This window comes from Bradyrhizobium sp. 164 (genome assembly GCF_023073715.1).
GTDB lineage: Bacteria > Pseudomonadota > Alphaproteobacteria > Rhizobiales > Xanthobacteraceae > Bradyrhizobium.
The window spans coordinates 348,362-363,886 of record NZ_JADPKA010000026.1; the positions used below are offsets into that span (position 1 = coordinate 348,362).

At 58.2% G+C, this 15,525-nt stretch carries 11 protein-coding genes; 6 read left to right on the plus strand and 5 right to left on the minus strand.

Annotation, left to right across the window (positions count from 1 at the left end; genetic code table 11):
• The first annotated feature begins 280 nt into the window (after window positions 1-280).
• From IVB01_RS09600 to IVB01_RS09615, 4 genes are read left to right on the plus strand one after another with little or no spacing between them, the layout of a single operon-like run.
• Window positions 281-574, plus strand: coding sequence for an XRE family transcriptional regulator (locus IVB01_RS09600; RefSeq protein ID WP_276577607.1), 294 nt, complete (start codon window positions 281-283; stop codon window positions 572-574).
• A gap of 41 nt (window positions 575-615) precedes the next feature.
• Entirely contained in the window at window positions 616-2,364 is a 1,749-nt protein-coding gene (locus IVB01_RS09605) for an SIR2 family protein (protein ID WP_247494463.1), read from the plus strand.
• Window positions 2,361-2,984 (plus strand): hypothetical protein, encoded by a 624-nt coding sequence (locus IVB01_RS09610; RefSeq protein WP_247494464.1) that lies wholly within the window; start codon window positions 2,361-2,363, stop codon window positions 2,982-2,984. Before IVB01_RS09605 ends, IVB01_RS09610 begins: the two co-directional genes overlap by 4 nt.
• Complete coding sequence (locus IVB01_RS09615; RefSeq protein WP_247494465.1) at window positions 2,981-5,428, plus strand: AAA family ATPase; 2,448 nt, start codon at window positions 2,981-2,983, stop codon at window positions 5,426-5,428. The genes IVB01_RS09610 and IVB01_RS09615 overlap by 4 nt, the downstream gene beginning before the upstream one ends.
• Window positions 5,429-5,464: 36 nt before the next feature.
• Here IVB01_RS09615 and IVB01_RS09620 read toward each other — a convergent pair whose 3' ends face one another.
• From IVB01_RS09620 to IVB01_RS09630, 3 genes are all read right to left on the minus strand, one after another.
• Complete coding sequence (locus tag IVB01_RS09620; protein ID WP_247494466.1) at window positions 5,465-5,725, minus strand: hypothetical protein; 261 nt, start codon at window positions 5,723-5,725, stop codon at window positions 5,465-5,467.
• 382 nt (window positions 5,726-6,107) lie between these two features.
• Window positions 6,108-6,920 carry a competence protein CoiA family protein gene (locus IVB01_RS09625; protein ID WP_247494467.1) on the minus strand — a complete coding sequence of 271 codons (813 nt, stop codon included), beginning with the start codon at window positions 6,918-6,920 and terminating at the stop codon, window positions 6,108-6,110.
• 15 nt (window positions 6,921-6,935) lie between these two features.
• Window positions 6,936-7,658 carry an SOS response-associated peptidase family protein gene (locus IVB01_RS09630; protein WP_247494468.1) on the minus strand — a complete coding sequence of 241 codons (723 nt, stop codon included), beginning with the start codon at window positions 7,656-7,658 and terminating at the stop codon, window positions 6,936-6,938.
• 587 nt (window positions 7,659-8,245) lie between these two features.
• Here IVB01_RS09630 and IVB01_RS09635 point away from each other — a divergent pair.
• Window positions 8,246-12,238, plus strand: coding sequence for an ATP-binding protein (locus IVB01_RS09635; protein ID WP_247494469.1), 3,993 nt, complete (start codon window positions 8,246-8,248; stop codon window positions 12,236-12,238).
• Window positions 12,239-12,406: 168 nt separating this feature from the next.
• On the opposite strand, the gene IVB01_RS09640 is transcribed toward IVB01_RS09635, so the two are convergent.
• The gene (locus IVB01_RS09640; protein WP_247494470.1) at window positions 12,407-12,586 is read right to left on the minus strand and encodes a hypothetical protein; all 180 of its coding nucleotides are present in this window, start codon (window positions 12,584-12,586) and stop codon (window positions 12,407-12,409) included.
• Window positions 12,587-12,986: 400 nt separating this feature from the next.
• On the opposite strand from IVB01_RS09640, the gene IVB01_RS09645 reads away from it, so the two are divergent.
• Window positions 12,987-13,754: an endonuclease domain-containing protein gene (locus IVB01_RS09645; protein WP_247494471.1), complete on the plus strand. Its 768-nt coding sequence runs from the start codon at window positions 12,987-12,989 to the stop codon at window positions 13,752-13,754.
• A gap of 169 nt (window positions 13,755-13,923) precedes the next feature.
• On the opposite strand, the gene IVB01_RS09650 is transcribed toward IVB01_RS09645, so the two are convergent.
• Window positions 13,924-14,874, minus strand: coding sequence for a DUF4238 domain-containing protein (locus IVB01_RS09650; protein ID WP_247494472.1), 951 nt, complete (start codon window positions 14,872-14,874; stop codon window positions 13,924-13,926).
• Window positions 14,875-15,525: the final 651 nt, after the last annotated feature.

The window sequence follows — 15,525 nt, forward strand, 5'->3', positions numbered from 1 at the left end:
ACTCCACTCAGACGCAACAAAAATCGGCGTCCAGAGGCTTCGGCCCTACTTAAGACTGAACCGGCATGCGCATACCAGATCTCGGGCACTCTCGTTGACGTTAGATAGCCTCGAAGCTATATTTCGTCTGTACTTGTGATCCCGCCGCTTCTTGTCGGCTTCTTCGTCCTGGAAACCCACGGACCCAAACGGGATGAGACGCTAATCGCGCGGCCCTTCAAGGCTTCATCGGAGCCAGCGCAGGCAACCGTTAGATCAACAGAAACAGGAGGTTGAGGGCCTGCGGGCATTGCGCCGTATCGCGGGGAAAGGCCAGGCGGAAGTCGCATCAGCGCTTAAGATCAAGCAGCCATCCGTCTCGAAGATCGAGGGCCAGTCGGATATGTATCTTTCGACTTTGCGTTCCTACGTAGAGGCGATAGGCGGCCGGCTCGAGTTGACCGTGATAATGCCCGCTGGCTCGGCAGTCGCGGTTCAGCGTCTAGGTAGACCCGATCGACAGAATCCGGGGAGCAACAGAAACCGGCACCTTGGCAAGCCGCCACAAAGTGACGATGACCAAGAAGAGACTTAAATGGGGGAAGGCCGCAGCCTTCGCGTGGGGAACAACAAGCAATGACCGTGGCACTGAAAGACGCCACTACGATTTCCGTTTTGGATACGCTTCACAAGCTCGACAATGACTTTGATGCGATGGCGACGGCCTTCGAGAATGGAGAGTTTGCCCTCTGGGTTGGCTCCGGAATTTCCCGGAAGGCGCCGAGCCTTGGCAATCTCGTAACGCGCGCCGTCGAGTTTCTCCGACAACGAACCGCTGATCCCGCGACGTCGGCTCGATTTCGCCCTGCCCTTGCTACTGCTCTTAGATATGGCGGTGTGGAAATCGTCGACGTCGAACCTCACCTCGGTGTCTCCTTCTCGTTATGGCCGAACTACACGCAAATCCGTGATGCCCTGTGGGGCAGGTACTCCGAACTCCTAGACGTGCGTCTCCAGGGAGAGGCGAGCGATTTCATGTTGTGGAACGCGGTCGACGTGCGCGAAGCGTTCAGTCACCCCGCTCCGCCCGCCAGTGAGCACCTGAGCATTGCCATCCTCATTCTTGAAGGCGCGCTCCAGGAAATCGCGTCGGCAAACTGGGATGGGTTCATCGAAGCAGCGGTCGAGCGGCTCGCTGGGACCATCAACGGCAATTTACAAGTCGTTGTCGATCCGGCCCATCTACGAGATGCGCCGGGAAAAGCCCGCCTCCTCAAGTTTCACGGCTGCATCATCCACGCGACCGACGATCCTGCGACCTATCGCAATTCCTTGATCGCCAGCAAAACGCAGATACTGAACTGGCCGGAGGCTCAGGCAACCGCCGCGATGCGGGCCGAGGTAGTCTCTGCCGCTACAAATCTCAAGGCTCTCATGGTCGGGCTTTCGCTCCAGGACGTGAACCTTCAATCTGTCTTTGTCAGGGCCCGCCAAACAAACCCGTGGCCTTGGCCCAGCACGCCGCACGCGCAAGCTCATGTTTTCTGCGAGAACGAAATCGGCGAGGGCCAGCGTCAAATCCTCAAGACCGTGTATGCGGACGCGTATAATGACAATATTCCCGACATCGAGGCGAGCGCCCACCTCCAGGCTTGGGGTGAGCAAGTCTTGCTCGCCTTTGTCTTAAAGCTGATTACAGACAAGCTTACCTTGCTTATGCGCCTCAGCGTCGAGGGCAAATCAAGCGCGGCGAGCGCAGATCAACTCGCGCATTCTCTCAAGCAATTGCGGGATGCGATCGCGTCGCAAGCAACCGGCGATCGCACTGCTTTCGCCAATGCTGCGATTGCCATGTGGTCGCGCATGATCAGTCTGTTTCGGACCGGCGAGCTGCCGGCTGCACCAAACGCCTACCAGCTCATCAGCGGCAGCTCCCTCGGCCAATTGGCCCAGGACGCGAATGCCCGCGCCGCCTCGTTCGGGGAGCTTGCCATCGCCCTAGCTCTGTTGTCAGACGGACAGGCCGACGGCCTCTGGCAGCTGAGTGGGCCGACCGGCGCTGACTTGTCGGCTGGCGCGCTCACATCAACCCCGACCTGGGCGAGTGCGCAGCCAAGAGCCATCTTCTTTGTCCGGACCGCAAAAGTCGCGCTCGACTTGCAGAAAAGTGGGGCGTTTGCCAACGACAACCCCATTGTTATTCATGCGGACGACGCATGGCATCAGCTCCAACAGCGAGGCACTCCGTCGCCACGCAGGCCGAAGCGCTCTCCCGGCCGCACAGGCGGTCCCACCACTCTTCATGTTAGCATCACCCAGCTTGCCGAAGCGGAGCCCGACATCGCCGCATTGCGCAAGCGCTTCTCCTCTGAGGTGATCCTATGACCGGCAGCTTGCTCGTCCGCGGCCTTGTGAAGAGATTGGAGGCTGCAGGATATCAGTCTCTTGGAACGCCATTCAGAGTGGCATCCGTCGATTTCGAGTTCACTGCGGCGTTGCTCGGTACCGCGGGCCGCGGGCTAGATCTCATCTTGATTGTCGACACCGCCACAGGTGACTATGGTGATCGCGATGCTGCCAAAGTCAGACAGCGGGTCGAGGCTCTCAGCCGAGCACTCGACATCACCGGGTCTCGCTACGTCTTGACCGTCATTCTTGCCGGTGCTTCGCTTCAAGGCGACATTGAGGCCCTCTCAGCGACCTGCCGGGTGCTGACCATCGAACATGCTGCGCTCGACGGCGCCGGACAGCCTGTAGGAGATGCGGCGGCGGAAACTCTAGATGACCACATTCGCGTGTTGCTCCCATTGGACCTGCGAGGCGATGATGCCAGCGAAGCTCTCCAGGGTGATCCCATTGCGGAGCTTCTGTCTGTGCTGCCAAAGGCTGTGGATAGCGAGCTGGTCCGGACGATTACCGAAGCCTCGATGAACGGCGAGGAGGCCGTGACGAAGGCGCTGGGAACGCGTTTAGAGGAGGTCCTTTCAGAGGACGAGAACCCATGACGGACATTCTGCTCCGCCAACTGGAGATTACAAATTTCCGCAGCATCAGGGGGACCATCCAGGCGCCCCTAGACGCGAAGGTGGTGCTCGTGCATGGAGAGAATGGCGCAGGGAAAACGAGCCTGCTTTCGGCCATCGAACTCGTGCTTACTGGGCGGGTCATTTCCTTGCAGCGTGCCGATCCGCAGTACATGTCTCAACTTCTGCACCGAGTGCCGCTGTCAAGTGTTGACAACCATGGTTCCATCAGCCTGCAAACAGAAGGGTTGGCCGGAGAGAACAGTTTCTCAGCGGAGATCACCCAAGGTGGCGTGCAAACGCGGTCGACGTTGGCGAGTGGCGCCGCGTCGTTCTTCAGCGAACGATGCTATCTTCCGCAAGCCCTACTAGGGCAGCTATTGCAGATCTACCAAGATTCGGACGCTGCGCCAGATTCCCCGCTTTCTCGCTTTGTCAGCGAACTGCTCGGCTTGGATCGCCTAGACGCGATCGAAACAGGCCTCGCGCCCGTCGGAGATATCCGCAATCTCCGGAAGACAACCGAGCGATACGGTCAAGTCGAGTACGAAAAATCCCAACTTGATCGCAGTCTCACAGAACACCGTCGCACACGCGACGCGGCCGAGAAGGCACTCGACGCCGCATTGTCGGAGCTCAACAATGCACGGTCGTTTCTCGGCCTAACCGACCCGGTCGATAGTTCAAATCTTGATGCTGTTTTGGATGAGCTACAGGAAATTCCCGAGGAAGCGGCGCTTTCTGATCTCCACGACCAGCGGCGCCGACTGGAGGCGATTGCTCGCGAGGCAAGTCGCAACGCCGATGCAGGCACCCAGCAAGATGAAAGTGCACTTGCAGAGACCCATCGACAAGCGAGCGAGCGTCTTCGCTCGTGGCAACAGCAATTTGATCAGCCAGTGCAAGCCCTGCGCACGCGCATCGCACGCACGTTCCCAGAACTCAACGCATCTCATTCCGACCCGCAAGCCTACCAAAGCGTGGCTCTTGCATCCCTCCGTGAGAAGCGAAAGCAAGCTAAAGATCGTTCTGCTCGCGCCGCGCAAGACACGAGGCGGCAAGCGGAAATCAACAACGAACTCGTCGTCGCCACGAAGAATCTTCAGACAATCGACGACGAGATCGGACGAATCGCCGAGAATTCCGGAGCGTTGGGAGCCGTCCTCGCCGAACTTACATCGTTCATTTCTAATGAAACATGCCCCGTTTGCGATCGTGATTTCGGTGAAGAGCGTAAGGGGCCATTGTCCGATCATGTAAATCACAAGATTCGCGGTCTAACGGGCTCCGCGGAACGCCTGCTCGGTCTCAGCCGCAATAGATCATCCCAGCAAGAGCAGATCGAGCGCCTGGAACGAGAAAGTGCAGAAATCCAGTCCCGGTCTGTCCCGCAGAAGGAGATCATTGATCTTGATCGACTAGCTGGCACTCTCGACGAACTGATTGCAGAATTGGAGCGGCTTGCTCCTGCCATGACTGAGGGAGCAGCACATGCGGCCGCCGAGACGGTGGCGCGGCGCTCCCTGAACGACTATCAGTCTCGTAATTTGGCTCGGACCGCGACCATGGCAACGCTCGCGGAATTTGCAAGCTCATTGAATCAAAAGGCACCCGGTTCGCTGGACATGCCAGAACAGGTCGTGACTCAATTCAAAGCTGTGATCGAGGAACGCATCCGGGTACAGACGTCCCGCGCGACAGAGAGAAGCCGCGCGCGAGATTCTGTCGCGCGGGCCAAGGTCGAATTGTCGCGGCGAAAGGACGCTGACGATCGGATCCTCGAAGATCAGACCAAGCATGGTCGTGCCGACGAGGCTCTGAAGCGGGCAGCGGGGATACGTTCCGATGCTCAAACGATCAAGAATAAGGTCGAGGCTGTAAGGTCGAAAATTATCGGCAAGGAATTCAACGATCGGCTAAATCGCCTATGGCGGGATCTATTTGTACGTTTGGCCCCAAATGAGCCCTATGTTCCAGCCTTCCGTATCCCGACAGACTCTACTCACAGACTACAGCCGAAGCTTATCACAACCCATCGCTCCGGGCAGGCAGGCGGCACGCCTGGTGCGATGCTTAGCGCAGGAAATCTCAATACCGCAGCGCTCACGCTTTTCATCGCCCTACATCTAACCGTGACGGCACAGCTGCCGTGGCTCATTCTCGACGATCCAGTGCAGTCGATGGACGATGTTCACATCGCTCACTTCGCCGCGCTACTGCGCACGCTGTCCAAGCAGCACGGAAGACAGATTATTATCGCTGTTCACGACCGCCAGCTCTTTGAGTATCTTAAGCTAGAGCTCAGCCCCGCGTTTGAAGGCGATAGCCTAAGGACGCTAGAGCTTTCGCGCGGCGCCGCCGACACGCTTTGTTTTCCTGATCGGCGGAGCTTCAAGCAAGAAACGGCGCTCCGATTCGTTGCGTAGGTTGTGGACGCCTGAGCCAGTGCTACGCTAACGATATCAGCCCTTCGGCGCTGCACGCCGAATTACGGCCTTTGCCGTCTCCGCCGTTTTTGCGCGCGCTTCGTCGTAACTTTTGCGCAGCTGAGCAAACACGGTGTCCTTGCCAGCCGCATTTGCTAAGCTAGAAAGCCAGTCGAGATTTCTCAGGGCATACGATCTTTCCGACGGCCTTCGTCCGTCGTGCACCGCCTTTCGAAATTGCGTGATATTCATAGTTGAAATGCCTAGCCGTTGCATCTCTTGAAGTTCTGCAGTCATGGTCGTCGCGCCGAAGTCTTGGAAGTATCGCTCGACGAGATCATCGATGAGCGAATGAAGCTCGGCCGCGATCTGTCGCTCAGCGCGGTATGCTTCTTGATGAGGCCTCTCCGAGTTCCGGTTGGTTAGACTTCCATAGTTTGTGATATCCCACTCTCCTGCGCATCTGGAGCAGTCTATTCCGTAGGAAATGTCGGCCGAACTCCATGGATTGTCTTGAGTTGTGACGTACTTCCGAATTGCCCCACCCCCGCACGGACATGGACCAACCGAAAAATCGGATGTCTCTGAGGTGCTCATTCTTTACCCCTTCCGGCAATTGAGGCCGTGCGAACGTTCTGAGGCCCTTGGGATCACGCCTCGCGCACGAACGCATTGCGCATCAAAATCTGCGGCGCGCGCGTGCATTGAGCGCGCGCGCAAAATGCTCCCGCAAAGCATCGCGATTGGATGGCGGAGGCGGAGGGGGCGGGGACGCCGGAGCGAGGCCAAGACGCTGCAAGGCCGCTGAAATATCGAATGTCTCATAAGGGCGGCCCTCTGCGAAGAATGCGCAAAACGAAGTTTTGGTGATTGGCGTGAAAATCGCTAGTTCGGGCGGGCTTTGCGGCTTCAGCGCCCACAGGATCGGTTTGGCAAAGTGCATCGCGTCTTCCGGCTGAGCCACGTCACCAAAGTCAAAGAAAACAGGTACGCTGCTTGAGCCCCAATCGCGAACGAGCGCGCTACCCTTCGCGGATAGCCCAACGGTCATTGGATTGGCAGCGACGATTTTGCCGGGGCCGAGCGATTTGAAGAAGTGCGGCCTATCCCGGATACGGCGAATGCCGTCGACCACCCAGACCATGTTCTTGTAATAGGCTTCCCGCGCGTCGCGCTCCTCGCGCCGCAAAGCCGAGTGCTGAAACTCAAGGACAACGCCGCGTTCCGTCATCACATCGGCGATGTGCTTTTCACCGCCTTCAGATTTCCGGATGATCTCTTGCCAATGCGCCGGAAAGCAATTCTTCCAGTTGCGATGCCATTCCGTTTCCGGCTCCCACCATGGATCGCAGTTGCGTACGCCGCGATGCGCCCAATGCCACGCCTTGTGCTCGCCGCACTTCGCGATCACTGAATCCCCGCACACCGGGCAATAACCGGAACTGCCTGGTTGTGCTTCAAAGCGCTCGCCTTGAATCTCTGCGAACTTCATAGCCGCTCCTTGCTTCTAGCTGGGTACGCCGTCTTCCTTCTGGCCTCGCGCGACAATCTTAAGCACGCCGTTCTGAAGAGGGCGCTGCAATTTGAGCGCTTCCTCTGGTGGAGCCGTCAGCCAGGATTCGATCTCATCCGGTGCCGTCAAGATCACCGGCATGGCCTTCGGATGGATTGGGCCGACGACGTTGTTTGGATCGATGGTGAGGAACGCGAACAGGTCGTTTGTGGTCTCGCCTTCCTTGACCTTGCGCACGGATATCCAGTTGGTCCAGAGCCCCGCAAACACCGCAAGCGGGCGGCTTTCATCGAACGCGAACCAGATATCGCCGCCTTCCACCTTGTTGAACTCGCTGAAGGAGGTGAACGGGACGACGCAGCGGTTCTCGATCCCAAGCCAGCGCTTCCAATGCTTGCTGTTGGTGTTGCGAATGTTAGTGGTGCCACTATCCGGCTCCATCCGGACCAGTTCCTTGAAATCAACTTGCTTGCCTTTGGCTTCGAGTTTTGCCGCGCGCTTCTTGGTGGCTTCGAAGAGGGCGGAATGCGAGGACGGCATTCCCCACCGCGCGAGCGATAGCTCGCGAACGCCATCGGGTGCGTTGCGCACGATGGGCGCACGGTAATCCGGAAACACGCCCGGCATGGGTGGCAAATTGCCTGTCGTGTCGCGCAAGGCTCGTGTGAGCGCGATGATGGCGGCCTGGCCCTTGGTGATGCTGTAGAGATTGCACATGGCCCAAGACTACAAGGTCACCTGATAAGCCGCCAATGTATTTCGCAAGACAGCGGACAAATGACGCCGGATCTTGCGTGGCGAAGCCCGACGATATTGCAGCTGTTAGTCATGATTGGGCGCAATCGGGCGCACCCGCTGGTCGCGGAGGGCTCTCTTGAACCGAGCCGCGAACCCGCGTCTCGGCCATGCGGCTTCGGTCCCTTGCGCGGATACGGTGTCGCCCGCCGGAGGCACTCGCATTAGGGGCTGCCGCTGCGCGGCACCGATATCACTGCCCCGAACGCGGGTGCTATTTTAACCGGTCTCGCGACTGCACTCGCTTTCGGTCCCGCCAGCTTCGCTGACGTCGCTATCGCTGCCCTTCAAGCGGGTGCCTCCAAACTCCTGCCCGATCCGCCCCTGCGCGTTAGGGCGAAACCCGAATAGTCGGGCGCGTGTCGCCGAACACGTCTGACGCCTGATCGCGGGATAGGTGTGGTAAGCGACATTTCATCCCTTGCACATTTTTGTCGGTATTGTCAGCTTCGCCCTTCATGGCCCGAACTTCGCAATTTAACGCCGGTCCCCGGCTAAACGCACCCCCGATGGGCGATCCATCGAGGGAAGCTGTCGCTTCCTTGCGTGGGTACGCGTATCAGCTCTACACGAGTGCGCTTGCCTGGATCGAGCTTCGGAATCAGGAGGAATTGTACCTCGAGGTTGCCGAGGACTATGCCGTAGCCGCGCAGGACGCGCTCAAAGCCGTTCAAGTCAAAGACACCGGCCCCTCTGCCGTCACGATCAACTCGGAAGGCGTCCAAGAAGCGCTCGATGCGTTCGTCGACCTGGTGGAGCGCAACCCGCAAACGAATGTCTTCGTTCATTATCTGTCGACCTCTCCCATTGGGCAGGAACGTGCAGTCGCCGACCGCGCCGGGGGTAAGCCAACTCTCGAATACTGGCGGTCGGCGGCGGCCGCTGCCGATGTCGCGCCCCTGCGCAAGGTCTTGCTGGCCTCTGGGCTCTCGGAAAGGGTCGAGCGTTTCATCAACGCGCGTGACGATGAGTCACTGCGGAATGACTTCTTGAAACGGCTGCAGTGGGATTGCGGGCAGCCTGACCTTCGAGCAGTTCAGGACACCCTCACGGCGCGGCTGGCGCGGTATTGTTCAGAAGTACTCGAATTCTACGCTGACGATGGCGAAGACGTCGTCGGCACTGTGCTGATGCATGTCCTCGACACGATCGTCCATGGCAAACCGCGCCGCCTCGACGCGTTCGGCCTTCGAAAGTTGCTGGAAAATGCCACCACCGTCCGTGTTCCCCGAAATGCCGCAAATGCGATTCTGCAACAGGCTGCAAATCGCCTCGCTGGTTCGCAAGGTGAAGGGATCGCGGGGCCAACCGTTCTTGCAACCGAAAGTGATCTTCCACTGCCGGCGATCTTGACGCGCAGGCCCTCGTTGCTCAACGAGGTAATCGACCTTCTCCGCACTCATGGGGCCGCCATTGTCACTGGCAGTTCCGGGCGCGGCAAAACGCTGATTGCCAGACTAGCGTCGCGGGAGCTCAGCAACGATATCCGCATTGTTGATCTGCGGAACGCCTCGCCGTCGGAATCCGTCACCCAGTTGCGGCAGGCCGCCCGCGAACTTTCGGCAACCCGTCCGCGTGCGGTGCTTCTGGACGACCTGAACGAGATTGACGACCCCGGCGTCAGCGATGCCTTGGCGCGTTTGCTCTCGATGATCCGGCGCACTGATGCTGTCTGCATTATCACAGCTTACAATCAACCGTCAGGGCGAGCCTTGGTTCAAGCTGGCCTCGACCAGGGCGTATGCCTCACTGTTCCTGATCTTTCGACAGACGAAGTCGAGGAAATGGTTGTCGCTGGCGGCGGCGATGCTAGGTGGGCGCAAACGCTTTATCTTGCTGGCGGGTTTGGCCACCCGCAGCTTGTGAACGCACTGATATCTGGACTGCGGGCCCGGGCGTGGCCTGAGGACGAACTGAAGCGCCTTCGAGAGTTCGAGCGCTCGGACGACGTTGAAGCGGAACGCGTCGCCGCGCGCCGCCAACTCGTGACAGCGCTGCCCGATGATGCCAAGGCCTTGCTGTACCGCGTCAGTTTGACGATAGGCAGGTTTGATCGTCCAATTGTATTGACCCTTGCAGAACTTCAGCCGCGCATTCCTGCGCCGGGCGAACAGCTCGACCTTTTGGTTGGCCCGTGGGTCGAACCTTACGCGCAACAGCAATACCGTGTATCGCCACTCGTCGCGAATGCCGGCGAGGAAACGTTAGGGCTGTCTGCTCAGCTCAGTGTGAACCGGGCCATCGCGGAGGCATATACCGCTGGTTCTGTATTTGACATCCTCAAGGCAAACGCGGCGTTTCTTCACGGTTTGCGCGGGAAATCCCAGCCGGCGCTTTTGAAACTCGCAATTGGCATTTTAACCGCGAAGAAATCCGTCAGGAAAGATCTTGCCGATTGGATCACCGGGATTCGACTCCACAGGACAGATCGACCGATCTTTGCAGAAGACGCCCGCGTGTCGGTGTTGCTCCGCATCGCGCAACTGGTTCTTCGCGCCCCTGCCCGGAACCGCGAAGCGGTTGCGGAGTCTTGGCAGGCCTTGCAAAGGGAGGCCGCGCAGGCAGCATCCACGCATCCCGAACTTGAGATGACTGCGATCGGAAAAGCGCTCAGCGATACGTCACTGTCGGCGCTTCTGCCCGACTGGGTCGGGCTTATCCTGCGCTTCGATGCGCTCGCCGGGAAAGATTTCGATTTTGGAGCGGTCGATCAACCGATCGGGGGCATAAAGACACCCACAGTCTGCGGGGTATTATTTCTATTGCAGGCTTCCGGAATCGACAGCGTACTTGAACTCAAAGCTGTGTTTGACCGCCTCGATAGTCTTTCTACCGAGCAACGCGCTGCGCTTTTGGTGAACGTGGCCGAGTTGCCAAGCGATTTCTCGGTCATCGTCAATCACGCGTGGTTAGCGGAGTCTCGGCAGAGCATCGACTTCGCGAGATGCGCGCAGCTTTATCTTGAAATGGCGGCGCAGGCGCTTCGCTGGGGTTTGCGTCAATTGGCCTTGCGCTGTTACATCGCCCGATGCGTCATGCTTGACGAGTATGCCGTCAACCCGGAGGGCGCTCTGAAAGCTCTTGACGAAGCCGAGAAAGAAGTTGGCGCCGATCCTGCATTGTCGAGGGCGCGCGCCAAGGTCTATTACCGTCGGAAGGATCATGCTGCTGCCCTAGCTCTCTTGCGCGACTCCGCTGACAAAGCCGCCCGCAATGATTTCGTTGAACAGGCGTTTATGTTCCGGGAGGCCGGGATCAGTGCGGCCGAGACGGGCGATTGGCAGGACGCGGCGCGATGGTTTGATGCTGCCCAAGCCGCGGGATCGAAACTTGCAGCCGGTGGTATGGCGATGATGACGCTTGGTCTCGTTGCAGATCGCGGGATAGCCGAGTTCCAGGCAGGGCGCCTTACTGATGCAGTTGTGTCTTTGGCCAAGGGTTTGGAGGGGCTGTCTCAATTCGATCCCACCGCTTCACTTGGGGCTGGATATCTTCACAGGGTCATTCGACACGCAGTACTTTGCGTAAACCTTCGCGTGACAGGCAAGAAGGTCTTGTTGCCGGAGCAAGAGGGCGCCATCGCACCCGGAATGTGCAGCAATCCAGAGCCGTCGGATATGAGTGATATGCCGCTCGGGCATATCGATATCGCATGGTATTTGCTCGCGGAAGCCGAGCTTGCCGGGGATGCCGGGTCTTCCATTGCCGACTCGATGCGAAGCCGTCTTGGCGGCAAAGCTATTCCATCGCTGGAAACCAACCTTCGGGCCGCGCGGGTCGAGGCGTCGATCAAGGGCTCGGACGTTCATAGCTTTTTGGCCGGCGTTTCGAGCTGGGTTGAAGGTCTGTTCTACATTCAGAGTCTCGGTCAAAGCTTTAGAGATTTTTCACCGCTCGATCCGACCTACGGTGAAATCGAACCTGCCTCGCCGGAAAAATTTGCAGATCCTAATGGGCAAAGACTCCTTGCGAACGCCTTCTTCGGTTTCGGGATCGCCGCGAGCTTGCAGGGGAGGCCTGAAGCCTTGCAGGCGCTGTATGACGCGATGCCCGAACAGCACTATTCCCCCGATCTCACTCGGCTTGCGGGTGTGATGGCAGGTGCGCTGGAGCCCAATGCCACGAACGAGGCGGTCGAAAGCGCGATCAATCAGGTCGCAACACGGACGCCGGACCTTCAGCCGGATGACGTCTTTGTGGCAGCCCTGAGTATGATCCAGTTCATTGCGCGCTCCACGTTGAATACGGTATTGGCGCCCCTTCTCGCGCATTGGCTGCGCGAGCGATGGTCGCATGCGGTCGAGCAACAAGCCTTCCTCTTGCGGAATCCGGCAACAAACATCCCTGCGATCAGGCAGGTCATCGGCATGAAGGAAGACACGCTGCAATACTGCGCGCACTTCCTGGCCACTGTCGCGCCAGCGGCCAAGACGCGGCTGGATGAATCGTTTCGTACATACCTCACCGAGTTGTCCATGCCAAAGCCGAGCTTCACTAGATAAAGTGCCTGTCCCTTAGGGCTTTGGCCGGCGCGCATCGACGATGCGCAGAAGGTGCGAGGCGAGTAGCAGCTTCGGATCTCGGCCTCAAAGGTAACTTGCCCTCGCGCAAGTGTGAGAGTGCTGAAAACGGCCGTGACTAAAGTGACGGCCGCTGCCAAGCTATGCGGGTTACGAATAGATGCGCCCGTTCACACCGAGCACGCCTGCGCCGCGTTGACCGCGGCGTTTGCGTTGCTCGCTGCTGACGGTGACAAGCAGCGAACGTAATTCCTTCGCGAGCTTGTCGAGTTCATCGAGCGACATCTGAGGAGCGCGGTGCTCGAGCGATTTCAGTTCTGCGTTTTTCATTGGCGTATTCCTTTTCGGATAAGCAACCGGGCTGGTTGCCGACGAAATTAGTATTTCCCGAGCCGCAAACACGTTCCGCGGAAATAATGAGGTAAGCAGTTGAAATTATGGAATAAAGTGGCTTTGGGGCTTTGCCCTTCGCGCACGAAAGGGCGCTCCATCCCGGGTTTTGGCTCCCCCTAAAGGTGCCCCAAAAAAAGTCGCTTCGCGACTTCGCGACCCTTGCGTTTGCTATCCCCCGAGGCAGCGGCGCTGCCCATTCGGCAAGCAAGGATGACTCAGCGATGCCCGATGCGGCGCCCTACGGCGTCTCACGTCATAATTCATCCACCTTCTACCTTACTTCTACCGAGAGGAGTGCTTATGTCCTCCTGCACCTTGTTCACCTCGGACAGAAGTCATGAGCTTGGTTCTTTGGAAGAAGCTTCCGCGCGGCCTGCTGAAAAAGCAGTTCAAAGCGTGGGACCGGCTTGGCCCCGACGTCAAGCGTCTGATGGTGAAGCTTGCCGAGGAGCAGAAATTCAAATGCGTTCACTGTCCGCGCGAGCGAAATCTGATTATCGAGCATGATCACGATCCGATATTCGGCACCGGCGATAAGTTGACCGCGTTCAATATCCGGGGGCTCGTCTGTCAGCGGTGCAACTGGCACCTTATGATCTACGAGAAGGATCTCAACGGCGAATATCGCGGATTCGACGACGTCTCCAGCTACATTTCCAACAGCGAATGGGAGACCTACATCTATGCCTACGACACCCGGGTTGTCAGGCTATACGAAAGCCAACTCGAAGAGCGGATGGGCACCCTCAAATACCTGAAGCGGCGGATTTTTCTCGACAAGTTCGATGATTGGAAGGAGTGGAGCCCCCGCAAGCGGACGTATCCCTGGCACTGGGGTTTTGACGAAATCAAGGAACGGCGGCGCAATATCATCCGGACGCCTGAGCAGTTCTTCAAGGTGCTGGCGGCTATCACCGAGTACATAAAGAACCAGATTGCAAAACACCCGGGCTGGAGACCGCCGGAGGAGATGATGCCCATGCTCGGCCGGATCGTTGAGTTCGTGGAGGAGCTTTGGCCTGCGATTGAGGAGCGCTACAAGGCGCTGCAAGCAGCACGGAGCGAAGCAGTGCAGCCTTCGTCGGTGGTCGCGACGACCGCGTGAAGGCATATTCTCATAGGTGGCGGCTGTGCGATTTCGTCCAACAAAAACGTCCAACACCGCGTCCTCAGCCCCACCTTTGGTTGGGTCACCCCATCAGAGTGCCTCGAGGTTGATGTTCGCGGCGCGATAAGCGCGAATGCCTCGGCTGGTACGGGTGTCTTGTCCGCAGTCACGGCTTCCGCAAGAACCGCTTGTCAGAAATGAGTTGGTTGCCGGTGCGCGGCTCCTCCGCGCGAGTGCGAGCGTATTTAAACTTGTGGTCGGGAGAGTAGACCTGCCGGTCTGCTCCATCGGGCATTGTGCTGTTGCAAACTGCCACGGTCTGTTCGCAGGCATCCTCCACCGTGTTGCCAACGTTGAACGCGCCGACAACGGCGAGGGTGGGAGAGATAGGAAAATAGATGTCCGTGCCCATCATTGCGAGGCCGGGCGCTAGCGGGCCATCTCGCATCGCTGGATCTTCCCACATGAGATAGAACGGGCGGTCTGATGTGATGAAGCCGCCTGAGCCCTCGGGTGCGCGCAATAGATGCCAGCCGCGCTTGTGCAAGAGCGGTATGCTGTGGTCGAGCATTTGAAATTCGAGACTGATGAGCGCGTTGTTGTCGAGTTCAATTTTGAAGTCGCCTTCGTCGAATGCCTCTCGCATTTCCTCATAGGTGACATCGTAGTCGTCGGGCAGCGCGCCTTCTGCCTTGGCCTCCGCAATGCTGGCGTCGTACGTTGCCTGACTTTGGAGGCGGGCGGCGACATGCATGCGCCCAAGGCCGTCAACGATGCCCTTGATGTTTTCGCGCATGTTGGGATTTCTGAGCGCCGCAAGCCCTATGAGCGTGAGCAGGTAGGCCTTGTCGTCCTCGTTCTCAAGATTGCGCGCCTCATTGATACGGACGAGCGCTTCGGCGAGACCGCTCTCAAATTCAGACATTGCACTTTCGAGCGCGTTAGGGTCCATGCCGTCGAGGTGAATCCGGTTGAAGTAGTTTTGGCAGGCCACGTCTTTGACGTTGTTCTTGAATGAGCGCTGCTCCTCCCGGTCGAATACCGAGACCTGAAAGGCCCTGCCCTTCTTGTTGGCGAATTGGCGCAGATAGCACTGCGGCACATAGTGATGTTTCACGGGCCTATTTCGACTTTTCCCCACCTCTACGCTCCCTCAACCGCTCTCTGTGGCATTATATGCACATGATGAAAGGTAAGGATAAGCGGAGCGTTCCGCGCCTTACCAAACATTACCAATCTAGCCGTCCTGTAAGAGGCGGCTTTTGTGTTTCCGGCCCTGCCGACGCGGTGTCAGGCTCACCCGATTCGGCCGCGATATCAAAACCAGCATCGGACGGCATACTTCGGGCTCCGTAGGCGCATAAGGATGTCAAAACCAGAGCATTGCTTGGTCTCGCTGTGACGAAAAAACAGGCGTGACGAATGTCAGGACCACGCGGGTTACAAGAGAAGGAGACAGAGCGAATCTAAATCGAGATCGCCGCATAGAAACTTCCAATGCATGGGACCAGGCTACGGCGCCTTCTCACCGTATCGCATTAAGAAGTGCGTCTAGGTGTTCGTCTGCAGCACGTTGAGCTTATCGAAAAAGATACGGTTACGCTTCTTTGCGTCACCAAGCAGCTTGTTGTAATCAACCACTTCGTAATAGGCAGCGTAAGTTTTGTGGTGTCAATCGGCGTTCGACTGGGACCCCCTATCGGCATCCAAAAGGGACCCCTTTGATCGGCGTGCTCTGCTGGGAGCGCTCGGGTCGTCGGAGCTGGTC

Bases quoted from the DNA above. Each gene is read 5' to 3' on its own strand.
- IVB01_RS09640 (WP_247494470.1), bottom strand. From the start codon at position 12,586: ATGAAAAACGCAGAACTGAAATCGCTCGAGCACCGCGCTCCTCAGATG.
- IVB01_RS09620 (WP_247494466.1), bottom strand. From the start codon at position 5,725: ATGACTGCAGAACTTCAAGAGATGCAACGGCTAGGCATTTCAACTATG.
- IVB01_RS09610 (WP_247494464.1), top strand. From the start codon at position 2,361: ATGACCGGCAGCTTGCTCGTCCGCGGCCTTGTGAAGAGATTGGAGGCT.
- IVB01_RS09615 (WP_247494465.1), top strand. From the start codon at position 2,981: ATGACGGACATTCTGCTCCGCCAACTGGAGATTACAAATTTCCGCAGC.
- IVB01_RS09625 (WP_247494467.1), bottom strand. From the start codon at position 6,920: ATGAAGTTCGCAGAGATTCAAGGCGAGCGCTTTGAAGCACAACCAGGC.
- IVB01_RS09630 (WP_247494468.1), bottom strand. From the start codon at position 7,658: ATGTGCAATCTCTACAGCATCACCAAGGGCCAGGCCGCCATCATCGCG.
- IVB01_RS09635 (WP_247494469.1), top strand. From the start codon at position 8,246: ATGGGCGATCCATCGAGGGAAGCTGTCGCTTCCTTGCGTGGGTACGCG.
- IVB01_RS09605 (WP_247494463.1), top strand. From the start codon at position 616: ATGACCGTGGCACTGAAAGACGCCACTACGATTTCCGTTTTGGATACG.
- IVB01_RS09645 (WP_247494471.1), top strand. From the start codon at position 12,987: ATGAGCTTGGTTCTTTGGAAGAAGCTTCCGCGCGGCCTGCTGAAAAAG.